This window comes from Streptomyces sp. NPDC002580 (assembly GCF_042889485.1).
Taxonomy (GTDB): Bacteria; Actinomycetota; Actinomycetes; order Streptomycetales; family Streptomycetaceae; genus Streptomyces.
Window position 1 is genome coordinate 695322 of record NZ_JBIAQZ010000002.1, and the last position, 21790, is coordinate 717111.

18 protein-coding genes are annotated in these 21790 nt (G+C 72.2%); 8 read left to right on the forward strand and 10 right to left on the reverse strand.

What is annotated here, in order from left to right; genetic code table 11:
* Positions 1-47: 47 nt before the first annotated feature.
* The 3 genes from ACFYW7_RS09500 to ACFYW7_RS09510 all read right to left on the reverse strand — a co-directional run bounded on the left by ACFYW7_RS09500 (position 48) and on the right by ACFYW7_RS09510 (position 4393).
* Positions 48-2183 carry a putative bifunctional diguanylate cyclase/phosphodiesterase gene (locus ACFYW7_RS09500; RefSeq protein ID WP_389499818.1) on the reverse strand — a complete coding sequence of 712 codons (2136 nt, stop codon included), beginning with the start codon at positions 2181-2183 and terminating at the stop codon, positions 48-50.
* Positions 2180-2992: an SAM-dependent methyltransferase gene (locus tag ACFYW7_RS09505; protein ID WP_389499820.1), complete on the reverse strand. Its 813-nt coding sequence runs from the start codon at positions 2990-2992 to the stop codon at positions 2180-2182. The genes ACFYW7_RS09500 and ACFYW7_RS09505 overlap by 4 nt, the downstream gene beginning before the upstream one ends.
* 456 nt (positions 2993-3448) lie before the next feature.
* On the reverse strand, positions 3449-4393 hold the full coding sequence (locus tag ACFYW7_RS09510; RefSeq protein WP_389499822.1) for an SCO0930 family lipoprotein: 945 nt from the start codon (positions 4391-4393) through the stop codon (positions 3449-3451).
* A 269-nt stretch (positions 4394-4662) separates the two neighbouring features.
* Between ACFYW7_RS09510 and ACFYW7_RS09515 the strand changes: the two genes are divergently transcribed.
* From ACFYW7_RS09515 to ACFYW7_RS09525, 3 genes are all read left to right on the forward strand, one after another.
* Positions 4663-5280, forward strand: a complete 618-nt coding sequence (locus ACFYW7_RS09515) for a hypothetical protein (protein ID WP_389499824.1) — start codon at positions 4663-4665, stop codon at positions 5278-5280.
* Positions 5281-5296: 16 nt separating this feature from the next.
* Positions 5297-6061 (forward strand): hypothetical protein, encoded by a 765-nt coding sequence (locus tag ACFYW7_RS09520; protein WP_389499826.1) that lies wholly within the window; start codon positions 5297-5299, stop codon positions 6059-6061.
* A 247-nt stretch (positions 6062-6308) separates the two neighbouring features.
* Complete coding sequence (locus ACFYW7_RS09525) at positions 6309-6845, forward strand: hypothetical protein (RefSeq protein WP_389499828.1); 537 nt, start codon at positions 6309-6311, stop codon at positions 6843-6845.
* Positions 6846-6984: 139 nt separating this feature from the next.
* Here ACFYW7_RS09525 and ACFYW7_RS09530 read toward each other — a convergent pair whose 3' ends face one another.
* A complete protein-coding gene (locus tag ACFYW7_RS09530; protein ID WP_389499830.1) occupies positions 6985-7476 on the reverse strand; it encodes a hypothetical protein in 492 nt (163 codons plus the stop codon).
* Positions 7477-7807: 331 nt separating this feature from the next.
* Between ACFYW7_RS09530 and ACFYW7_RS09535 the strand changes: the two genes are divergently transcribed.
* Positions 7808-8467, forward strand: a complete 660-nt coding sequence (locus tag ACFYW7_RS09535; protein WP_389499832.1) for a class F sortase — start codon at positions 7808-7810, stop codon at positions 8465-8467.
* A gap of 118 nt (positions 8468-8585) precedes the next feature.
* Here ACFYW7_RS09535 and ACFYW7_RS09540 read toward each other — a convergent pair whose 3' ends face one another.
* On the reverse strand, positions 8586-9428 hold the full coding sequence (locus tag ACFYW7_RS09540) for a polysaccharide deacetylase family protein (RefSeq protein WP_389499834.1): 843 nt from the start codon (positions 9426-9428) through the stop codon (positions 8586-8588).
* Positions 9429-9509: 81 nt separating this feature from the next.
* Positions 9510-12788 carry a bifunctional lysylphosphatidylglycerol synthetase/lysine--tRNA ligase LysX gene (lysX, locus tag ACFYW7_RS09545; protein WP_389499836.1) on the reverse strand — a complete coding sequence of 1093 codons (3279 nt, stop codon included), beginning with the start codon at positions 12786-12788 and terminating at the stop codon, positions 9510-9512.
* 99 nt (positions 12789-12887) lie between these two features.
* Between lysX and ACFYW7_RS09550 the strand changes: the two genes are divergently transcribed.
* The gene (locus tag ACFYW7_RS09550) at positions 12888-13352 is read left to right on the forward strand and encodes a universal stress protein (protein ID WP_389499838.1); all 465 of its coding nucleotides are present in this window, start codon (positions 12888-12890) and stop codon (positions 13350-13352) included.
* A gap of 247 nt (positions 13353-13599) precedes the next feature.
* On the opposite strand, the gene ACFYW7_RS09555 is transcribed toward ACFYW7_RS09550, so the two are convergent.
* Entirely contained in the window at positions 13600-14754 is a 1155-nt protein-coding gene (locus ACFYW7_RS09555; RefSeq protein ID WP_389500414.1) for a CapA family protein, read from the reverse strand.
* Positions 14755-15028: 274 nt separating this feature from the next.
* Between ACFYW7_RS09555 and ACFYW7_RS09560 the strand changes: the two genes are divergently transcribed.
* The 3 genes from ACFYW7_RS09560 to ACFYW7_RS09570 all read left to right on the forward strand — a co-directional run bounded on the left by ACFYW7_RS09560 (position 15029) and on the right by ACFYW7_RS09570 (position 17108).
* Positions 15029-15577, forward strand: coding sequence for a sigma-70 family RNA polymerase sigma factor (locus tag ACFYW7_RS09560; protein ID WP_389499839.1), 549 nt, complete (start codon positions 15029-15031; stop codon positions 15575-15577).
* Between the two features lie 135 nt (positions 15578-15712).
* The gene (locus ACFYW7_RS09565) at positions 15713-16228 is read left to right on the forward strand and encodes a hypothetical protein (protein ID WP_389499841.1); all 516 of its coding nucleotides are present in this window, start codon (positions 15713-15715) and stop codon (positions 16226-16228) included.
* A 199-nt stretch (positions 16229-16427) separates the two neighbouring features.
* Positions 16428-17108, forward strand: coding sequence for a zf-HC2 domain-containing protein (locus ACFYW7_RS09570; protein WP_389499843.1), 681 nt, complete (start codon positions 16428-16430; stop codon positions 17106-17108).
* 180 nt (positions 17109-17288) lie between these two features.
* Here the strand turns inward: ACFYW7_RS09570 and ACFYW7_RS09575 are convergent, their stop codons facing one another.
* The 3 genes from ACFYW7_RS09575 to ACFYW7_RS09585 form a co-directional block, all read right to left on the reverse strand.
* Positions 17289-18149 carry an Fpg/Nei family DNA glycosylase gene (locus ACFYW7_RS09575; protein ID WP_389499846.1) on the reverse strand — a complete coding sequence of 287 codons (861 nt, stop codon included), beginning with the start codon at positions 18147-18149 and terminating at the stop codon, positions 17289-17291.
* Between the two features lie 66 nt (positions 18150-18215).
* A complete protein-coding gene (locus ACFYW7_RS09580; RefSeq protein WP_389499848.1) occupies positions 18216-20291 on the reverse strand; it encodes a SpoIIE family protein phosphatase in 2076 nt (691 codons plus the stop codon).
* Between the two features lie 78 nt (positions 20292-20369).
* Positions 20370-21743 carry a DUF6777 domain-containing protein gene (locus ACFYW7_RS09585; RefSeq protein ID WP_389499850.1) on the reverse strand — a complete coding sequence of 458 codons (1374 nt, stop codon included), beginning with the start codon at positions 21741-21743 and terminating at the stop codon, positions 20370-20372.
* Between the last annotated feature and the right edge of the window lie 47 nt (positions 21744-21790).

The window sequence follows — 21790 nt, forward strand, 5'->3', positions numbered from 1 at the left end:
CGCGGCGCGGCTCCCGTCCGGGGAGACCGCGCCGCGGGGAGCGCCGCTCAGAGGGTCGCGTCGACCAGCGCCAGTTCGTGCAGCCGCTCCGGGGGGCCGGGGCGGGCGTAGTACCAGCCCTGGGCGGTGTCGCAGCCCAGTATCCGCAGCTGTTCGGCCTGGGCGCCGGTCTCCACACCCTCGACGGTGACCGCGAGGTCGAGGCTGTGGGCGAGGGAGACGATGCCTTCGACGATCTTCAGGTCGACCGGGTCCGCCGGGAACTGCTGCATGCCCTGGGTGAAGGACCGGTCCAGCTTGAGGATGCTGACCGGCAGGCGGCGGAGGTTGGCGAGGTTCGAGTAGCCGGTGCCGAAGTCGTCGAGCGCGATGTCGACGCCCATCTCGGCCAGCCTGCGCAGCGGCTTGAGGAGGTCGTCGTCGGCGCCGATGAGCGCGGACTCGGTGACCTCCAGGCACAGTGCGCTGGCGTCGAGGCCTTCGCGCTCCAGGATCTCGACCGTGTCCTGGACCAGGCCGGGATGGGTCAGCTGGCACGGCGAGAGGTTGACGTTGACGCGGAGCGGGCCCGCGCCGGAGTGCCGGTCCTGCCAGGTGCGGGCCTGGCGCACCGACTGCTCCAGGACCCAGCGGCCGAGCGGAACGATCAGTCCGGTGTGCTCGGCGAGCGGGATGAAACGGTCGGGGCCGAGGACGCCGTGCTGCGGGTGCAGCCAGCGCACCAGGGCCTCCGCGCCGCGGACGCTGCCGTCTCCGAGGTGCACCAGCGGCTGGTACTCGATGAAGAACTCGCCCCGGTCCAGGGCGGCGGGCAGCGCGGTGGTGAGACCGTTGCGGGTGATGGCGCGGGCGTCGGCCTCGGGGTCGGCCATCTCGAAGCGGTTGCCGCCCGCGGACTTGGCCCGGTACATCGTGATGTCGGCGCTGCGCAGCACCTCGGCGGCGCCGCGTTCCCCTGCGGGGCCCTCGACGACACCGACGCTGCCGCGCACGGTCAGTTCGCGGCCGTCGATGCTGATCGGGGTGACGAGGGCGTTCATGATGCGCCCGGCGAGTTCGTCGACCTCGTGCTCGGTGTTCGGGCCGGTGGTCAGGGCCACGAACTCGTCGCCACCGAGCCGGGCGACCATCTCGCCGGGTGCGGTCGCACAGGACTGGAGGCGGTCGGCGACCTCGACCAGCAGCCGGTCGCCGGCCGCGTGCCCGAGGCTGTCGTTGATGGTCTTGAAGCCGTCGAGGTCGAGGTAGCAGAGCCCGAAGCGCTGTCCGTCGCCCGCCGCGAGGGCCTTCTCCAGCCGCTCGAAGAACAGGGTCCGGTTGGGCAGCCCGGTGAGCGCGTCGTGGGTGGCCTCGTAGCGCAGCCGGAGGTTGAGCAGCCGCCGCTCGGTGGTGTCCTCCATCAGCGCGAGCTGGTACTGGGGTTCGCCGTCCGCGTCACGCAGCAGGGAGACCGTCAGATTGGTCCACAGGGCGGTGCCGTCGGGGCGGTAGAAGGCCTTCTCGACGTGGTAGTGCTCGCGTTCGCCGCGCACCAACTCGTCGTAGAGGCGCCAGATCTGAGGAGCGTCCTCGGCGTGGGTCCACTCGGTGACCCGACGGCCCCGCATGGACTGCTCCGAGCCGCCGAACATGCGCAGCAGGGCATCATTGACCTGGAGGATGTTGCCGTCGAGGTCGGCGATGCCGATGCCTATGGCCGCGCCCTCGAAGACCGCGCGGAAGCGGGCCTCGCTGTCGTGCAGGGCCTCGGCGACGGCACTGCGGGCGGTCAACGCGGCCTGGGAGATAGCCTGTTGTTCGGCGAGTGTCCGTTCCCGCAGGGCCTGCGCGTATCCGGCGGCCATGGCGTGCTGGATACGCGCGGACCGGGTGCGCAGCGCCTCCTGGGGCCCGTCCTCGCCGCAGTAGAGCACCAGGTAGGCGTCGACGCAGTCGAGGGCCCGGCTGAGTGCCTCGGGGTCGGTGCAGTGGGCGGCGACGAGTGCGGCGCCGACGGTCCGGCCCTCGACGGCCTCGAAGTTCCTGGCGCGCAGGGTGTCGCTCAACCGCCTCGCGAGCGGCAGCAGTTGTTCCTCGAACTCCGGCCGGGTCAGCGAGGTCGAGGTGACCGGGAAGATCGCCCGGCTCCAGATCTTCGCGAACCGGCGCAGTCTGTCCTCCGGCCCGTCCGGCTCGGCGGTCACGCCGTGCGTCCCACGCCGCCGAACCCGGAGAATGCATAAGGATCCTCGTCCTCGGGTGCCGTGTCGGGCCGCCACTCCGGCATCGGCACCAGTCCGGGTTCCACCATGTCGTACCCCTCGAAGAACCGCGCGATCTCTTCGCGCGTGCGCATGATCAGCGGGTTGCGGATGTTCTTGTAGACGTCGACCGTGCCCTCGGCCTGCTCCCTGGGGAGCGGAATTCCCTCGAACGAGGCGTGCGTGACGACGAGCATGCTGCCCGGCGCGAGCGACTCGCGCAGTTCGGCCACCGCCCGGTACGGGTCGTCCGCGTCTTCCACGAAGTGAAGTATGGCAACGAGAAGCAGGGCGACCGGCCGGTTCAGGTCGATCAGTTGCTGGACCTGGGCGCTCGCCAGGATTTCCCGGGGCTTGAGGAGATCGGCGGCGACGACGCCCGCGTCCTCGTTGTCCCGCAGCACGGCCTGGCTGTGTGCGACGGCAACGGGATCGTGGTCGACGTACACGACTCGGGCGCCGGGCCGGACGCGTTGGGCGATCTCGTGGACGTTGCCGAATGTCGGGATGCCCGAGCCGATGTCGAGGAACTGGTCGATGCCCTCGTCGGCCGCGAAGCGAACGGCCCGCCGCATGAAGGCTCGGTTCGCCTGCATGACCTTGGGAAGTCCCGGCATGAACTCCATCGCCCTGCGTGCCGCTTCCCGGTCGACCTCGAAGTTGTGCGAACCGCCCAGGTAGTAGTCGTAGATACGGGAGACACTCGGCACTGAGATGTCGATGCTGCGAGGGGCCCAGGCGGGACGCTCCATCTATCTCTCCAAGGCGTAGGCGACGGCGTGGACGATCCGGTGTTCGAGCAGAGGCTACTGATCGTCCGCCAAAGGGGCGAGTCAAAACGGAAATTGGCCGTCCGTTCCCGGTCACTGCCGCGGGCACGTGCGGAATTGGCGTCTGCGAACATCGCGCGGGAACGCCACGCACCGCCGTCGCGAAATCGCTGCGAAGCACTCCAAAAAGCTCCGCGGCGTCACGAAGCGTGTCCGCCGCGGCCGATGGGTCGCCGCGTTCTTTCACATCCGGGCCGGCGGCCGCGACCTTTCACGTCCCGGTGTCAGCCGAAATGATGCGCCTTCTTCAGGACATGGCAAGGGTCCGCCCCCTCCGTGCGGTGCGGAGGGGGCGGACCCTTGGTCACGCGTCCTGTGTCCTGCGGTCGGCAGGCAGACCTGTCCGGCCGAGGTGCTTCGGCCCGGGGAGGGAGTCGGCTACTCGGACGCGCCGACCGGCTTTCCTTCGGGCGACACGGCGTACCAGGTGCCACCGACACCCTGGCCGTTGGTGTCGCCGGGAGCGGTGTCACCGGAGAAGGTGTAGATCGGCCAGCAGTTGACGGACATCTGCTTCACGCCGTCCGGACGGGTGAAGGGCATCAGGCCCTTCTTCTTGACGCCCTTGGTGTCGGCCTCGGCGACCGGCGCGACGGCCGGCCACTTCTCCAGGCAGGCACCCGTGCAGGCCGACTTCGAGACGGGCCAGGCCTGGTCCTTCATGAAGCGGTAGACGGTCATGCCGTTCTTGTCGACGACGATGTCGCCGAGCTTCGCGTCCTTGCGGACCGACAGACCGGGCAGGTCGGCCAGCGTGGCCTTCTTGCCGTTGGGCGCCGAGGCGAACCAAGTACCGCCCACACCCTGGCCGTTGGAGTCGCCGGCCTTCGTGTCCTTGGCGTACCGGTACATCGGCCAGCCGCCTATGGTCAGCTGCTTCGTACCGTCGGTCCGGGTGACCTCGCCGAGCAGCGCCTTGTCGACACCGGCGGCGGCTTCGGCGCCGTCGGCGGGGACGGGCGGCCAGGCCTTCGCGCAGTCGCCGTCACAGCTCGACTTCGGCGGCTCGGCGGTGTCCTTGTCGAAGCGGTAGAGAGTCATCCCGGCGCCGTCGGTCAGCACCTTGCCGAGCTTCGCGCTCTCCGAGACGGCGAGTTCGCCCGCGGATTTCGCCTCGGCCCCGTCCGCCGCCTGGTCCTTGGAATCGGCGCCGTAGCCGTTGCCGGCGGTGGCACTCGTCCCGTATCCGCCGGCGCCGGCGGCAGCGGTGGCACCCACGTTCTGGCTGCCCGTCGTGCCCTGTTCCTGACCACACGCCGTCGTGAGCGCCAGCACGGCCGCAGCTGACGCTACGAGTGAGGCGCTCCGCCAGGAGGTCTTCATTGGTAACTCCCGCTGTTCGCATAAATGTTGCAGCGCCCTGCTGCGCCGCGCATGGCCCTAGGTACGGGCGGGAGGGGCAGGAGTGTTCAAACAGGCCTCAAATTTCTTTCGGAAAGCCGTGACGCGGGCAAGCCGGTCGCCCGCGCGTTCGACCTTCGTGGAGGATTCCCGCCCGCACGTCAAGCGGCCGGGAGCCGGGGGTCCCCCCTTCGGGGGCAATACCGGACACTCCGGCGCGGCAAGGTCCCCCGCACCCCATGATCTTCGTCGTGCATGGACCCCAACGGACCCGATCCGCCCTCGTCATACGGGCATTGGCGCTGACGGCGCTCACCTGGCTCCTCGTCGGCGCGCCGAGCGGAACAGCCGCGGCCGACGCCTGCGCCTACGCCTCCACGGGCCCGGACGGCGAGGGGACGACCGCGGTGGCCGTGGCGGGCGACGGGGCGGTGGCGATCGCCGGGACCACCATCCGGTGCCCGGCTCCCACCACACCGCCGCCCTGCCCGCCGACTCCCACACCGACCCCGCCGCCGCCCCCGAAACCCCCTCCCCCGCCGAAGCCGACACCTCCGCCCGCGCCACCGCCCGCCCCCGCGCCGAAGCCCGCGCCACCGCCGCCACCACCACCGCCGCCCCCGGCGCCGAAGCCCCCGCCGCCGCGGCCGGAGCCGGTCGCGCCCCCGAGACCCGCGCCCAGGCCCACACCGAAGCCCGAACCCCCACGGAGCGCGCGCCCCGCGCCCCCGCCGGTCCCGGTCAGCTATCCGGCCTACCGCACCCCGCCGCACAAGCACCCGCCCCGTGGCGGCCCGTCGCTGGTCTCGTTCACCCTGCTCATCACCGCGCCCGCGGTGCTCGCCGCCGCGGCACTGCGCCCGCGCTGACCCCTGGAGACACACCTTGTCGGAATGGCTTGTTCTCGCCCTCGCGATGGCGGCCGCGTGCCTCGTGGTCCTCATCGTGACCCAAGTGCGCCACCGCAGGGCCCGCGAGGACGAGGACCCCACCGAGACCCCGGACGTCATCGAGTACATGACGATGATGATCGGCGTGGTGTACGCCATCGTCCTCGGTCTGGCCATCGCCGGTGTCTGGGAGGCCCGCGGCGGCGCCCAGGACCATGTGCAGGCGGAGGCGCAGGCCCTGCACGAGATCTCCGAGCGGGTCCGGGTCTACCCGCCCGACGTCCGCGACCGGATCCGCGGCGACGTCGACACGTACGTCCACCACGTGGTCACCACCGAGTGGAAGGCGATGGCCGAGCACGGCCGGGTGACGGAGGAGGGCGCCCGGCTCTTCGAGCGCGTCCGGCACGACGTCACCGACTACGAGCCCGCGTCGGACTTCGAGGCGCAGGCCTACCAGCCGCTCCTGGACCAGGTGACCGCGGCCGACACCGCCCGCAACTCCCGGGCTGACTCCACGGGGGCGACCATGCCCGGGGTGGTGTGGTTCGGGCTGATCACCGGTGCCGTGGTCACGGTCGGGATGATCTTCGCGCTGCAGATCCGGCGCACCCCCCGGGAGTTGATCCTGGCCGGGCTGTTCTCCGCCCTGATCGCCTTCCTGCTCTTCCTGATCTGGGACTTCGACGCGCCCTACAGCCGGGGGATCGCGGCGTCCGCGGAGCCCTTCACGGCTCTCTTCCCACACCTGCCCGGGTAGCGGGCCGGGTCCTGCCGGACGGCGGAGGGCCGGTCGAGACGGCAGGGCCGGGGGACGGACGCCACGCCGCGTCCGTCCCCCGGCCGTACGTACGTCATCCCCCGTCTGGCCCACACGATTGACCCGTTCGCGCGACTGGGATCGCGCCACGGCGCGCCCTTTCCTAGCGTTTCGATCATCGAGGTGCATTTCCGGCGCGAGCGGAATAGTTCCGCAGCAAGGCTCCTCGGGGACCTGGAGGCTCACCATGCGCGCGATACGCGTCGCTTCGGCCGCACTGCTGGGCTTGACCGCCCTGACCTTCTCCGCGACCGCCGCCGTCGCCGGGGACGGCGACCACGACCTCGCCCCGATCACCCCGTTCGCCTTCAGCGTGCAGCCGTCGACCGTCTCCGCGGGCGGTCAGGTGTCCCTGCTCCTCAAGCGGGACGACGGATGCCGGGGCAGCGCCACGGTCACCTCCGGTGTCTTCGACACCGTCACGATCCCGCCGGGGCAGTCCTCGGCCACCGCCATGGTCGACTGGGACGCCAGACCCGGTGCCGTGTACGACGTGACGTTCGCGTGCGGCGGAGCGAGCGGCAGCACCGGTCTCACCATCTCCGGCGGCCGGCCGGACGGTCCGACCCCGGCCCCCCTCCAGCGGGGCGTGCGGGCCGGTGTCGGCGGCAGCGCGGGCGGCTTCGACCTGAAGGAGATCGGGCTGGGAGCGGCGCTGATCGCCGGTTCCGTCGGCACCGCCTGGTACATGTCCCGTCGGCGCACCGCGTCCGACGACTCCTGACACGACGGCGCGGCCCCCGCCCGGACCCTGGGGGCAGGGTCCGGCACGAGGGCCGTGAGGTGCGCTGTCGCGCGCCGTCCGTGCGGCGGGCGGCCGGTCCCGGAAGGGGGCGGGACCGTCCGCCGGGCCCGACGGACGCTCAGATGCTCCTCTCCGAGCGGCGACGCATCCAGAACACTCCGCCGCCGAGGGCCGCCGCGGCCACCAGACCGCCGCCGATCGCCATGTCGGTGGAGGTGGCACCGGTGGAACTGCTGCCGCCGAGACCACCGCGCACGCCGCCGATGACGGTGAAGGCGGCCGGACGCGTCAGCGGACCCGTCCCGTCGCAGTTGACGGTGATGTCGTACGAACCGGGCCGGGCGTCCTGGTTGATGGTGGCCGTGCCGCTCGACGCCTCGTTGCGGCCGCCCACCAGCGGCTGGAGCCGCGCCTGACGGAAGGCGGGCGAGGTCATGGTGCCACCCCTGGGGCATCCGTCGACCGTGACGGTCAGCTGGCCGCCGCGGGCGATGACACTGGGCATGGCGACGATGTTGCTCGGGGTGTTCCACGCCGCGGCCATGGGGGCGGCGAGCCCCACGGCGGCGACCGCGGCGGCAGACACCGCCAGGGCACGAGTAGTACGCATGTGATCCTCCGCGGGGGCGCCCCGGGAACCGTCCCCGGTGGATCGGCGAGAAAGCGCCTCCCAGTCAGACCCTCAGATGACCTGCGCGGGACCGCATTTCGGGAATGGTCCGTACCGGTGAGAAGACACGCCGAACGAATTCCACACAATCGGATATTGCCGCAGGTCACGGACCGTCAGAAAATTCCTGGTCACAGCAACTCGGATGGCGCACGGGGGATTCACTCCGCCACCCGTTCGCCCGCGACCCGTCGCCCGGCAGCTCCGCTGCCATTAGCGTGCTCATATGCGCGAATGACGAGGCGACGGCCGCGTCGAGAGGGGATGGAGAATGTCTGCGTCCGAGCTGGCCGAAGAGGAGGAGCGGCAGAGGAAGCGCGCTCCTTGGGGCGTGATAGCGCTTGTTCTGCTGACCGGCCTCGCACTCATCCGAAATGGTTCCGGAGAGTTCGACGTGGGCCCCCCGCAGCCCGCCTCGGCGGCCGCGGCGGACAGCCGCACGCCCGGTGGCACCTTCGCGAACACACCGGCTCTGCCGTACTCCGTGGTCGACCGGGTGCGGATCCCGGCCATCCGGGTCGACGCCCCGGTGATGCCGGTGGGCCTCGACAACGACGGCTGGGTCGACGCGCCGCCGCCCGACGATCCGAATCTGGCGGGCTGGTTCACCGGCGCGGTCTCGCCCGGGGAGAAGGGCACGGCCGTGGTCGTGGGCCACGTCGACAACATGCGGGGCCCCGCGGTCTTCTACGGACTCGGCGCCCTCAAGAAGGGAAACCGGGTCGAGGTCCTGCGCAAGGACGGAAAGACCGCGGTGTTCGAGATCTACGGCATCGAGGTTTTCGCGAAGACCGATTTCCCCGGCGACCGCGTCTACAACAGCAAGGGCACCCCGGAATTGCGCGTCATCACCTGCGGCGGCGGTTTCTCCAAGCAGCACGGCTACGACGGGAACGTGGTCGTCTTCGCCCGGATGACCGAGGTGCGCTGAGCGTTCCCGGACGGACGGCGAAAGCCGGTCGGCGAATTCTCCGTCTCCCGCCGACCGGCTCGGCCGAAGGCCCCGGGCCGCGTGTCGCCCGGGGCCGCCGACGGTGCCGGGACGGGCTTCAGGCGTATTTCCGGCGCGGCACCACGATGTGGTAGCCGGAGTCGAGCAGGTGCGGGAGGTATTCGCGCAGCGCCCGTACGCTCTGCGAGCGGTCTCCGCCGGCGTCGTGCGAGAGGACGACGACGCCCGGCGCGGCTTCGCTCCTGACCCGGCCGACGATCGAGCGCGTGCCCGGTGTCGTCCAGTCGAGCGTGTCGATCGTCCAGCCCAGTGGCTCCATGCCGAGTTCGGCGCCGATCCGGAAGACGTCCCGGTTCCAGGCACCGTAGGGCGCCCGGAACCAGGCCGGCGGCTCGCCGTAGGCGTCGTCGATGACCTCGCTGGTGCGCTCCATCTCGGAGCGGATCGCGGAGCGCGAGAGCTTGGTCAGCAGCGGATGGCTCCACGTGTGGTTCCCGACCAGGTGGTCGTCGTCGGCCATCTCACCGAGCAGGTCCTTGTTGCGGGCGGCCGTCTCCCCGCACACGAAGAACATCGCGCGCACGTCGTACTCGCGCAGGGTGCGCAGGATCTCCGGGGTGTAGCGCGGGTCGGGGCCGTCGTCGAAGGTCAGCACCAGGCTGCGGCCGCGCCCGGACATGCGCAGGAACGGCTCGTGCCGGACGAGGGTCCGGGTGTGCGTGAGGTGCGGCGCACCGTACCCGGCGATCGGCTGGAGGCGGTAGGCGGACGGCTTGAGCGGACGGGCGGCCGCGGGGCCGGAGCGGGGGAGGCTCCGCACCGGCTTCGCGGCCTGGTCGGCGGTCAGGACATGGGCTGTGCCCGCGGCCCCGGCCGCCCCGAGGACGGCGGCGCCGGCGATCAACGCCCGGCGTCGGGTAATCAGCTGATCCTTTTTCATGACTAATCAGTCACCCGGTGGAGCGGTCACTCCGCTGAGCAACACCGATGGGGCCTCCCGAAAGCACCCGCCTGGACCATTTCAGCGGCGCCGCACCAGCGGGAACGGGAGCGTCTCGCGGATCGTCAGACCGGTGAGGAACATGACGAGCCGGTCGACGCCGATCCCCAGTCCCCCGGTGGGCGGCATGGCGTACTCCAGCGCGTCGAGGAAGTCCTCGTCCAGCTCCATCGCCTCGGGGTCTCCCCCGGCGGCCAGCAGCGACTGCGCGGTCAGCCGCCGACGCTGCTCCACGGGGTCGGTCAACTCCGAGTAGGCGGTGCCCAGTTCCGTGCCGAAGGCGACGAGGTCCCAGCGTTCCGCGAGCCGGGGGTCGACGCGGTGCTGCCGGGTGAGCGGGGAGACGTCGGTCGGGAAGTCCTTGTAGAAGGTGGGCAGCTGGGTCCTCTCCTCGACCAGCCGCTCGTACATCTCCAGCACGACGTCGCCGCGGCCGTCGTCCGCCGTGTACGGCACGCCCGCGCGGTCGCACAGCCGCAGGAGCGCCTCCAGGGAGGTGTCCGCGTCGATCTCGTCGCCCAGCGCCTCGGAGACGGCGCCGTACACCGTCTTGACGGGCCAGGCTCCGGAGATGTCGTACTCGATGCCGTCCTTGCGGGCGATCGGCGCGCCGAAGGCGGCGGTCGCGGCGCCCTGGATCAGCTCACGGGCGAGGTCGAGCATCACGTCGTAGTCGGCGAAGGCCTGGTAGGCCTCCAGCATCGTGAACTCGGGGTTGTGCTTGTAGGAGACGCCTTCGTTGCGGAAGGTGCGGCCCATCTCGAAGACCTTCTCCAGACCGCCGACGCACAGCCGTTTGAGGTAGAGCTCGGGCGCGATGCGCAGATACAGGTCCAGGTCGTAGGCGTTGATGTGGGTGGTGAAGGGCCGGGCGTTCGCGCCGCCGTGGATCTGCTGGAGCATCGGCGTCTCGACCTCCAGGTAGCCGCGCTCCAGCAGCCCCTGGCGCAGTGCCTGGACCGCCGTGGAGCGGGACCGTACGACGTCGCGGGCGCCGGTGCTGGACACCAGGTCGAGATAGCGGCGCCGGACCTTGGCCTCGGGGTCCGCGAGGCCCTTGCGCTTGTCGGGCAGGGGCCTCAGGCACTTGGCGGTGAGCTGCCAGGAGCTGACGAAGACGGTGGGTTCGCCCGTGTCGCTGGCACCCGCCAGACCGTCGGCGCTGATGTGGTCGCCGATGTCCACGACCTGCCGGAAGCGATCGAGCGCGGGGCCGGACTCCGTTCGGGTGAGGGCGAGCTGGAGATCGCCGGACCAGTCGCGCAGTACGGCGAAGAGGATCCCGCCGAAGTCGCGTACGAGCATCACGCGTCCGGCGACGGTCACGTCCTCGCCGCCGCGGACGTCGGCCAGGACGTGGGTGCGCGGCGGGAGGCCGACCGGGTAGGGGTCGGTGCCGTCGGCGCGCAGCCGGTCGAGTTTGCGGTGCCGCACCCGGACCTGGTCGGGCAGGCCGGAGGCCGGGTCCTCGTCCGGCGTCCCCTCCCCGGCGTCGAGGCCGAGGGCCGCCAGCGACGGCAGCCCCTCGGTCGTGGCGGGCTCGGGTCCGCCCCGCGGGTGCCCCTTCCCCCACAGCGTGCGCAGCGAGGGAACGGAGACGAAGCCCTCGGCGATGGCGGACGCCATGCCGATGCGGGCGAGGGCACCGGTCTCCCCGTAGCAGATGAAGCGCGGGTACCAGTCGGGGTGGTACTTGGCGTTGGAGCGGTACAGGGCCTCCAGCTGCCACCACTTGGAGAAGAACAGCAGCAGCCTGCGCCAGAGTCTGAGCACCGGGCCCGCGCCGATGCGGGCACCCTCCTCGAAGACCGAGCGGAAGACGGCGAAGTTGAGGGAGATGCGCCGGACGCCGAACTTCCCGGCCACCGCGCACACCTCCGCGACCATGAACTCCATGACGCCGTTGGGCGCGCTGCGGTCGCGGCGCATCAGGTCGAGGGAGATGCCGTCGCGGCCCCAGGGCACGAAGGAGAGCAGGGCCAGGAGCTTGCCGTCGGAGTCCATCGCCTCGACGAGCAGGCAGTCGCCGTCCTCGGGGTCGCCGAGCCGGTCGAGGGCCATCGAGAAGCCGCGCTCGGTCTCGGTGTCGCGCCAGGCGTCGGCCCGCCGGACGATCTCCTCCATCTCGGTGTCGGTCAGGGTGGAGTGCCGGCGTACCCGGCACGTGGCGCCCGTGCGTCTGACCCGGTTGACGGCCTGCCGGGTGACGCGCATGTCACGGCCGCCGAGGTCGAAGGCGGCGACGCGCAGGATCGCCTCGTCGCCGAGCTGGAGGGCGCCGAGCCCGGCGCGCGCGAACGCCTTGGCGCCCTCCTCGGACGCGCCCATCGCCGCGGGCGCCCAGGCGTAGCGGCGGGCGATGTCCAGCCAGGCGGCGATCGCGTGCGGCCAGGCCTCCCGGTCGCCGACGGGGTCGCCGCTGGCGAGGCACACCCCGGCTTCGACACGGTAGGTGACGGCCGCCTTGCCGCTGGGCGAGAAGACGACGGCCTTGTCGCGGCGGGTCGCGAAGTAGCCGAGCGAGTCCTCGCCGCCGTACGCCTGGAGAAGGGCGCGGATACGGGCCTCCTCGTCACCGTGCAGGGCGGCCACCAGGCGCTGGGAGCGGAAGAGGGTGGCGGCGGCGTTGAGGAGGGCGAGGGCGCCGAACAGGCCGAGGACGAAGAACAGCCAGCGCGGCGGGCGGCCGTCGAAGGACTGGCCGGAGACCAGTCCGCCGCAGACCCGGTTGGTGGCCCACAGCAGCCGCTGGCCGCGCGGCAGCGTGCCCGGGAACAGCTCGACCAGCCCCCAGCCCACCAGGATCGCGACGACGAGCCCGACGAACAGGACGAGAAGGGCCCGCCGGACGGCGGCCCGCCGCGAGTCCGCGTAGAACTCACGGCGGGCCACGATCAGCAGCGCCAGCAGGAGCCCGCAGACGGCGAACGAGGGGATGGAGGCGGCGTACAGTCCGGCGGCGATGCCGAGGACGTCGACCAGGACCAGCAGTCCGAGGTAGACGACCACCAGCCACCAGGCGACCTTCTTGCGGGCGGCCGTCGCGGCGGCCAGCAGGAAGAGGAAGACGGCGTAAGCGAGGTTGGCGCTGACCGGGATGATCAGCAGGTCCAGGAAGCGCACCACCGGGCGCAGCAGTCTGCGCAGTGGGGGGATGAAGGCGAGCAGGGCGCAGAGCAGTCCGATGGCGGCGAAGAAGGCCGCGAAGCCCTCGGGGACCTTGCTGAGGAAGCCGCCTTGGGACGGCCGTTTCGGGCCCGCGGTGTCCTTCGGCGGGCGCGCCGCCACGGTGGCACTCATGGTTCCGACTGTAGGAAGCGCGGCGCCGCCCCGCGCGTCGAGTGGCGGCTCCCGCTCCCCGCACGGGACGGACCCGGGCGTTCCGATAGCCTCGGCGCCGTGACGGAAGAGCAGCACGCGCATCGGTTCGAACGCGGCACGGACGGCCCCAAGGTCATCGTCGTCGGGGTGGACGGCTCCGACTCCTCGCTGCGCGCCGCGGCGTACGCGGCCGGTCTGGCGAGAAGGCAGCGGGCGCTGCTCGCGGTGGTCTACGTCCAGCCGTTGATGGCGGCGGGGGCGGCCCTCGGGGTCCCGGTCGCGGAGACCACCGACGAGATCGCCGAGGACCTGGTCCGGTACATCCGCGAGGCGACCGAGCGGGTGAAGGACATATTCGACGTCCGCTGGGAGTTCCACACCTTCCGTGGCGATCCCTACACCGGCCTGGTCACGGCGGCGGACGACCTCAAGGCGGACGCCGTGGTGGTCGGGGCCTCCGAGCAGGCGGGCCACCGGATCGTCGGTTCGGTGGCGATCCGGCTGGTGAAGGCGGGCCGCTGGCCGGTCACGGTCGTCCCGTAGACGTCGCTCGGCGTGGCTCGACATCGCTCGGCGCAGCTCGGCGCCGCTGCTCCTCGCCGGCCGGGCCCGGCCCGGTCACGGCGGGCCGCCAGGCGTCCGACGGCCCGCGTGCCGTGAGCCGGACGGGACCGGCGGCCGGCTCACCGAGGCCCCTGACGGGGCGGACCGGACCGGCCTCGGCGCGCCCGGCCGCCGTGGACGGCCACGGAACCCGCGTCTGCGGCCGGACCGCCCGCACGCGGCCTGTCTACCGCCCCATCACGAGACCGTCCTTGGCCGCGCCCCGGCTCAGCACGACGTCGCGGATCCGGTCGCGGACGGGACCCACGGCGGCGCCCTGCTCCAGCGCGGCGTTGAGGTCGACGACCCGGCCGGCGTCGAGGTCGAAGGCCTGCGGGATGAACTCGGCCTTCGACACCTCCCAGCGCTGCCCCTTCCGCGCGGGCGGGGCGAAGGTGAAGCGTCCGATGGTGCTCTGGTTGCCGCGCGGGTCCTGGGCGCCCTCGTAGTTGACCATCTCGCCGGCGATCTGGTCGCCCATGCCGTAGACGACCCAGGTGCCGTTGACCTTCTCGTACGCCTGCGGGATGTGGGCGTGGGTGCCGAGGATCAGGTCGATGTCGGGTCGGCCGCCGGTGCGGGAGCCGGTCAGCCGCCTGCTCAGTTCCAGTTGCCGCTCGTCGGGCTCGTCCTGCCATTCGGTGCCCCAGTGCAGGGAGACGACGACCACGTCGGCGCCCGCCTTCCGGGCGGCGCGGGCGTCCGCGACGATCCGGTCGGGGTCGGTCAGCGCGACCGCCCAGGGCTGCCCCTGCGGGAGCGGGAAGCCGTTCGTGTCATAGGTGTACGCGAGATGGGCGACCCGGGCGCTGCCCGCCCGCATCATGGTGGCGCCGCTCGCCTCCTGCGCCGTGCGCGCCGATCCGGCGTGCCGCACGCCCGCGCGGTCCAGCGCGTCCAGGGTGCGCCGGATGCCGTCGGCGCCGTCGTCCAGGCTGTGGTTCGAGGCGGTGGAACAGGCGTCGTAGCCCGTGGCGGCCAGGCCTTCGGCCACCTGGGGCGGCGACTTGAAGGTGGGATAGCCGGTGTAGTCGCCGTCGGCGCCGTACACGGTCTCCATGTGACAGATCGCCAGGTCGGCGGCGGACACGATGGGCCGTACGCCCGCGAGCATCGGCCGGAAGTCGTAACCGCCGTCCGCCGCGTCGGAGTTGGCCCGTTCGATGATCGAGGTGTGCGGCAGGACGTCGCCGGAGGCGACGAGGGTGAAGCCGCGGTCGACGGCGGGGGCGGGCTGTCCACCGCGGTGGCGCACGGCCGATTCGTGGGTCTGGCAGGCCGCCGCGGCCGCGACGAGGACGGCCGCGAGGGCCAGATTGAGCTGCCGAGCGCGTGTGATCATGCCGGGCCCCATCCAGTCCGATTTAATTACTAATTGATGTGCATCCACGTGCATGGGCGGCCGACGGTCAAGGAGCCACCACCACCGCTCACCCGTTCGGCGCTCGCGGGTGTGCCCGCCGGGAGGAACGGCGGTCCGGCGACGGCACCGTGGAATCCGGGGCTCCACCGCGGCGGACCGTTCGGCGCACCGTTCACCGACCGCTTCGACCGCCCGGCGCACAACCGTGTTCCCGCCCTGTCCGCACGGGGCGCGGCACGCTGGCATACACGCCATGACGGCCGGAACCACCACCATCGCCCACGGAACGACCGCCGAGCACGAGCTGGCCGCCCTCCAGCGCGAGCACGGCCGCCCGCTCTTCGCCCTGCTGCTGCGCCTGTCCGACGGCGACCGGCAGCGCGCCGAGGACCTGTTGCAGGAGACGTTCGTCCGGGCGTGGCAGCATCCCGAGGCCCTGCGCGCCGACGACTTCACCTCCGTACGCCCCTGGCTGCTGACCGTGGGGCGGCGGCTGGCGATCGACGCGCGACGGGCCCGTCAGGCACGGCCTCCGGAGGTCGGGGACGCGGTCCTCGACCACGCGCGGGTCTGCGCCGATCACGCCGAACGGTCGGTGGCGACGCTCGACGTCCGGGAGGCTGTGAAGACACTCACTCCCGAGCACCGTGAAGTCCTGGTGCTGGTGTACTTCCAAGGGGCGAGTGTGGCGGAGGCCGCCGCGGCCCTCGGGATTCCGCCCGGTACGGTGAAGTCCCGCGCGTACTACGCGCTGCGCGCCCTGCGCCGGGTCCTTCCAGGATACGCGGCCGAACTGCGCTGAAACCGAAGACTGAGTCAAACCTCCGTAAAGCGCCTTGCTGAGGACCATGGTTGAGCACTCAGCTTGCCTCATCCGTTTTCCGGACTGGGGCCCGGGGTCGGGCGACGCGCACGCACCGGAGGAAGGCAGGAAGGGATGCTGCACAGAGGGCAAGAGAGCACGGACGGCACCGGCGGGGGCGAACTCACCGTCCCCATGGCCTGGTTGTACGCCGAGTACATCGCCGACGAACTGTTGCGGACCGGCGACCTGATGCCGCCCACGTCCTTCGAGTTCCGCGCCGGGCGCGACGCCCTCGCGCTGACCATCTTCCTGTCCGACAGCGGGGGCGAACTCTCCGGGATCCGGGTCATCACCCAGCTGGAGACCTGGCTCTCCCTGACGGCGTACGACCAGCCGTGGCACGCCTGGGTGCGCGAGCACCTGGCCCTGCGCGCGGCCGAGTCCGCCGGCTCCGCCGCTCCCGACCCCGACCTGCTGCTGGCGTCGACCGCCTGGCGCTGGCTGGAGGAGACGGAACTGCTCGCGCCGGACCTGGACGCGGTGCCGGGCGGGGGCGGCGTACCCGGTGAGGACGACGGTCCGAAGGTGTGGACGGCCGCCTGGCGGCTGGGCCTGCCGCTCGGACATCTGGCCATCCACCTCTTCTGACGATCTTCCGAGGGCGGTCGCGGGCGAGCCGGGGAACAAAATCTTCGTGCTCGCACCAATCCGCGAGCGCCTGCGCTCCGAAGGTCTCGATCGCGATTCCGAACGAGTCTTGAGTGATTCGGCGGTCTGGTGCGTACCCGTGGGCAACAGCAACACCACTCACAGTCCGCACCAACGCCACGAGGATTCGGTATCCGGTATGAGGTCCCTTGAACGGCATCGCGACGTCGGCGCCTACGCGCTCGGCGTGCTCGGCGAGGCGGAAGCCTTCCGCTTCGAGGACCACCTCGTGGAGTGCGCTCAGTGCACGGCGTTCGTCAGCGAGCACCGGCCCGCCACACGGCAGTTGATGCTGTACCGGCAGTCGACGCCGCGCAGTGTCCACCCCTTCGCCGCTCCCGGCCCGCGGCTGCTCGACAAGCTGCTCGGCGAGGTGGCCACGCGCAACCGGGCCCGGCGCCGGCGCCTCCTGTTCGCGCTGGCCGCCTCGGTGGTCCTCGCCACCGGCGGACCCGCGCTCGCGCTCGTCGTCGGCCAGGACTCCCCCGCGGGCGCGGTCGTCGCGGCCGACCCGCCGTCGAGCCAGATGGCCAGGACCGACGCCCAGACGGGGGTCTGGGCCCAGGTGACGACCCGCGAGCGGCTCTGGGGCACCGATGTCGAGGTCGAGGTCAAGGACGCCGAGGGTCCCCGTTCCTGCGAGCTCGTCGCCATCGGCAAGGACGGCTCGGAGCAGTCGGTGACGAGCTGGATGGAGCCCGCGCACAACGAGGACGCCGTCACCATGCAGGGCGGCTCGTCGATGCGGGCCGACGAGATCCGCCGGTTCGAGGTGCGCACCTCGGACGGCGAACACCTCGTGACGCTCAACGCCCCCTGAGCGACACCCGTTTCACCGCCCGGGACACCGAGGAGCACCTGCCCGTCACGTCGTCCGTGACGTCGTCCGTCCCGCCGCTCCGGCCACCGCGAGGACCAGGGCCAGGGCACCAACACGCTTACGGCGACGGCGGAACGGTCCTGACGGAGTGTCATTGCCCCGGGCCGACCGTGGTTCTCCCTACTTGAGCAGCCGGGACATCCGCCGGTCCGCCAGCGGTCTGCCGCCGGTCTGGCAGGTGGGGCAGTACTGCAGCGAGGAGTCGCTGAACGACACCTCGCGGATGGTGTCGCCGCACACCGGGCAGGCCTCCCCCGCCCTCCCGTGCACGCGCAGGCCGGTCTTCTTCTCCGCCTTCAGCCGCCCGGCGGCCAGCCCGTGGGACCGCTCCACCGCCTCGGCGAGGGTGCCGCGCAGCGCCTCGTACAGCCGCCGGGTCTCCTCGGGAGTCAGCGAGGAGGCGATCTTGAAGGGCGACATCCTGGCGGCGTGCAGGATCTCGTCGCTGTACGCGTTGCCGACGCCCGCGATCAGGCTCTGGTCCCGCAGCGCGCCCTTCAGCCGGCGCCGCTCGCCCTGGAGCAGCCCGGCGAACCGCTTCTCGTCGAAGTCCCCGGCGAGCGGGTCGGGGCCGAGGCGGGCCACTCCGGGGATCTCGGCGGCGTCCCGGACGACGTACACGGCGAGCCGCTTCCGGGTGCCCGCCTCGGTGAGGTCGAAGCCCTCCCCGGTCTCCAGGGCGACCCGCAGCGCCAGCGGCCCCTTGCCCGGCCTGGGCGGGCCGTCGGGGAGGGTGTCCTTCCAGTGCAGCCAGCCCGCGCGGGCCAGATGCGTGACGAGATGCAGGCCCTCCTCCTCGATGTCGAGGAACTTGCCGAACCGGCGGACGGCCGTGACCTCGCGCCCTTCCAGGGCGGTGACGGGAGGGTCGTACGTCTTCAGGACGCTGATGGCGACAGGCAGCACGCGGGCGACCCGGCGGCCCACGAGACGATCGGCCAGGAAGTCCTTGAGCGCTTCGACCTCGGGCAGTTCCGGCATACGTCCAGGGTGCCATCCGCCGACCGAACCGCCGGGGACCGGCGGCCAGGGTCCGGCCGCCGGGGATCAGTTCCGCTCGCGGACGACGAACTCGCACCACACGCATTTGCCGCCGCCCCGGGCCTCGACGCCCCAGACGTCGGTGAGGCGGTCGACGAGCAGCAGCCCGCGCCCTGAGACACCGGACTCACCGGCCTCCCGGCGGCGCGGCAGGGCGCTGGAGGAGTCCTCCACCTCGACGCGCAGCCTGCGGTCGGAACCGGCCAGGACCCGCAGGGTGACCACCGCCGAGCCCTCGGTGTGCATGAGGGCGTTGGTGATCAGTTCGTCCGCGACCAGCTCGATCTCGTCGGCCCGCTCGCGGGCTCCCCAGGCGCGGACCGCGGACCGGATCATGTGACGGGCCTCGACGAGCGCCTCCGGGTCACCCGGGGCCACGTGCTGCTGGAGGCGTCCGCCGGGGCGCCGGCCGGTCACGCCGTGGCGGCGCAGGATCAGCAGGGCGACGTCGTCGTCGCCGCCGCGTTCCTCGGCCCATTCGATGAGCTGGTCGGCGAGGTCGCCGACGTCGTCCGGGCCGACTCGGATGCGTTCCCGGAGGGAGTGCATGCCGTCGTCGAGGTCGATCCCCGGCTCCTCGACGAGCCCGTCGGTGCACAGCAGCAGGGTCTGGCAGGGGTCGAGTTCGATGGTGGCGACGGGGTATTCGAGCCGCCCGAACTCGGCGGACAGGCCGAGCGGCAGTCCGCCCTCCACCGGCAGCCGGCGGCAGGTGCCGTCGGTGTAGCGCACCAGCGGGTCGATGTGGCCGGCCCGCACGAGCTGGGTCAGTCCGGTGGAGAGGTCGACCTCGGCGTACAGGCAGGTCGCGAACCGGTCGGTGTCGAGTTCGTCGAGGAACACCGAGGCGCGGGCCATCACGGTGGCCGGGGTGTGGCCCTCGGCGGCGTAGGCGCGCAGCACGATGCGCAGCTGGCCCATGACCGCGGCGGCGTGCGTGTCGTGGCCCTGGACGTCGCCGATGACCGCGCCGACCCGGCCTCCCGGCAGCGGGATCAGGTCGTACCAGTCGCCGCCGATGTCCCGCCCGAGGGACGCGGAACGGTAGCGGACGGCGACGTCGGCGCCGGTGACGCTCGGGATGGAGCGCGGCAGCATGGCCTGCTGGAGTCCCTGGGCGAGGTCCTTCTCCTGTTCGAAGAACATGGCCCGTTGGAGGCTCTGGGCGATGCTGCTGCCGAGGGCGACGAGGACGTTGCGCTCGTCGTCCGAGAAGCCGTGCCGGTCGCTGTAGAGCAGGCCGATGGCGCCGATGGGGCGGGCCTGGACGATGAGCGGGAGGTAGGCGGCCGAGGTGATGTTCAGGCCGGTGATGTTCGGCCACAGCAGCGGGTACGACTCGGCGAACTCCTCGGGCGACTCGATGAAGTGCGGCGCGAGGGTCCGTACGACCTCGTTCATCGGGTACTGCGCGTCCAGGCGGGTGACCCGGGTACCGGGGACGTAGCTGTGTTCGGGGCCGGTGGCGACCATGCGGATGCGGCCGGCCTCCACGAGGCCCATGACCAGGCTGGTGGCCCCGAGGTGGATGAGCCCGTGGGTGTCCTGCAGTACGTCGATGACGTCCTGGACGGTGACGGCGTGGGCCAGCGCGGCCGTGGTCAGCTGGACGACGCTGGTCTGCTGGCGCCGCACCTCGTCCTGGGCCGCCTGCTCGCGGCGCACCGCGGCCTCGCCGAGCTCGTCGGTGGCGTCGCGGACGATGCCGATGATCCGACGCGGACGGCCGGTCTCGTCACGGCGGATGTACCCCTGGGTGTGGGTCCAGCGCTGGGAGCCGTCCCGGCGGCGGATGCGGAAGTAGGCGCCGTAGTTCTCGCTGCCGTCCTTGAGGGCGTGGGACACCATCGTGTCGAGGCGCCGCGACTCGGTCGGCGGGACGCGCATGGACAGCGTGGCGGGGTCCCCGTCGTACTCGTCCGGGCGCACGTCGAAGACCTCGTGGGCCTGGGCGTCCATCGCCATCCGGCCGGTGTCCAGGTCCCAGTCGAAGCTGCCCATGCGGTTGAGCGCCAGGATCGGAGCCGGGTGGGCGGGCCAGTCGTCCGGGAGTGACAGGGCGCTCGCTCCCCGATCAGCCATGGAGCCACCTTGCCAGTATTTGCCCGATTGTTCGACTTCTGGGCAGCCCTTTTCCCCGCTCCCCGCGCGGTCGGGCGCTCACCCGTCGCCGAGGTCGGCCGAGACGTCGAAGACGCCGTCGGTACCGGTCGTCTCGTCGGGGATCGGACCGCCGCCGTCGGGTTCGTCGGGGCTGTCCGGGTCGACGTCCGGACCGGTGTCCTCGGTGGGGGTGCCCGTCTCCGTCGGCGGGACCCGGGACGCGGAGGGGGCCGGGGAGCCGGAGCGGTCGGGGGCCGCCGGGTCCGACCGGGGAGCGGTCGTCCCGCCCGAGGGGGCCGGGCCGGTTCCGGGCTCGCTCGCCGTCGGTGCGGCGGAGGCCGTCGCGCAGTCCGGTGACGCGTCCGCCGGGGGCGAGGAGGACGCCCGCTGCCGGGAGACGTCCAGGGCGGAGCCGTCCGTCGGCAGGCCGAAGGGCCCGGTACCGGGACCGTCGGTCTCGCCCGGAGCGGTCTCCCCCGGCCCCGGCGGGACGCTCTCCGTCGCGGTCGGCGTCTCCGGTTCGCCGGTCGCGGTCGGTTCGTCCGTCGCGGTCGGCGTGACGCAGTCGGACGCGGACGCGTCCGGGGACGGGCTCCCGTCGCCCGGCGCGGCACCGGTGGAGTCGTCCGGGCTCGGGACCGGGGCTGATCCGTCCGGCGGCGGCACGACGTGGTCGTGCCGGTGGCCGTCGAGGCCCACGGGTCGACCGATCCAGGTGTCGTCGTCGACGTCGACGATCGTGAGGTCGGTGATCACGACGGGTGCCGGGGTCACCACGACGACCCGGGCCGCCCGGTAGCCGCTCCAGGGCGTGCCCCGGACGCCCGGGTCCCCGTCCAGCGCGGTGGGCCGCCCCAGCGGGTTGCCGCAGGCGCAGCGGACCCGGGGCACGCCGAGGTTGTCGACGAGGACGGCCGTACCGGCCTGGAGCACGGCCTGGAAGCCGGTGGCCCGTCCGTCGCCGTATCCGTGGTCCGTGACGCGGGTGTCGGCGCGCAGCACCACCGGGGTCAGGCCGCTCAGGTAGTCCGGGACGGATCCCGGGGAGATGCCGGAGGCCTGGGCGAAGGCGCGGGTCCTGCCCCCGTCGGCACCGAGGAACCGGATCTGCTTCCCGACGTCGCAGCTGCCGGCGTTGCGGGTGCCGCCGTAGAGGCCCGGCGTGGCGCCGGAGAGCGAACGCGCGCCCTCCGCCTCGGAGGGCGTGGGCTGCGGCGTTCGGGTGACGGGTGGCCGGGGCGCGGCGGCGGTGGAGGTGGAGGCCGTGAAGGGGTCGGGGCCCTGCTCCGCGACGGGCTGGAGGAACACCTCGCCACCGGTCGGCCCGCTCGACTCCCCGCCCCTGTCGCCGCCGGCGAAACAGCCGGCGACGAGGAGCGCGGCCGAGATCGCGCAGGCCGCGAAGAGGCTCCTGGTGGGTATGAGCACCACGTTCTCCCGTCCGTCCCGGGCAGTTCGTGGACCATTCTCTGCGTCAC

Excerpts from the sequence above, each read along its gene's own strand:
- ACFYW7_RS09505 (WP_389499820.1), bottom strand. The coding sequence starts at position 2,992 with ATGGAGCGTCCCGCCTGGGCCCCTCGCAGCATCGACATCTCAGTGCCG.
- ACFYW7_RS09510 (WP_389499822.1), bottom strand. The coding sequence starts at position 4,393 with ATGAAGACCTCCTGGCGGAGCGCCTCACTCGTAGCGTCAGCTGCGGCC.
- ACFYW7_RS09525 (WP_389499828.1), top strand. The coding sequence starts at position 6,309 with ATGCGCGCGATACGCGTCGCTTCGGCCGCACTGCTGGGCTTGACCGCC.
- ACFYW7_RS09530 (WP_389499830.1), bottom strand. The coding sequence starts at position 7,476 with ATGCGTACTACTCGTGCCCTGGCGGTGTCTGCCGCCGCGGTCGCCGCC.
- ACFYW7_RS09535 (WP_389499832.1), top strand. The coding sequence starts at position 7,808 with ATGTCTGCGTCCGAGCTGGCCGAAGAGGAGGAGCGGCAGAGGAAGCGC.
- ACFYW7_RS09540 (WP_389499834.1), bottom strand. The coding sequence starts at position 9,428 with ATGAAAAAGGATCAGCTGATTACCCGACGCCGGGCGTTGATCGCCGGC.
- lysX (WP_389499836.1), bottom strand. The coding sequence starts at position 12,788 with ATGAGTGCCACCGTGGCGGCGCGCCCGCCGAAGGACACCGCGGGCCCG.
- ACFYW7_RS09555 (WP_389500414.1), bottom strand. The coding sequence starts at position 14,754 with ATGATCACACGCGCTCGGCAGCTCAATCTGGCCCTCGCGGCCGTCCTC.
- ACFYW7_RS09560 (WP_389499839.1), top strand. The coding sequence starts at position 15,029 with ATGACGGCCGGAACCACCACCATCGCCCACGGAACGACCGCCGAGCAC.
- ACFYW7_RS09565 (WP_389499841.1), top strand. The coding sequence starts at position 15,713 with ATGCTGCACAGAGGGCAAGAGAGCACGGACGGCACCGGCGGGGGCGAA.
- ACFYW7_RS09570 (WP_389499843.1), top strand. The coding sequence starts at position 16,428 with ATGAGGTCCCTTGAACGGCATCGCGACGTCGGCGCCTACGCGCTCGGC.
- ACFYW7_RS09575 (WP_389499846.1), bottom strand. The coding sequence starts at position 18,149 with ATGCCGGAACTGCCCGAGGTCGAAGCGCTCAAGGACTTCCTGGCCGAT.
- ACFYW7_RS09580 (WP_389499848.1), bottom strand. The coding sequence starts at position 20,291 with ATGGCTGATCGGGGAGCGAGCGCCCTGTCACTCCCGGACGACTGGCCC.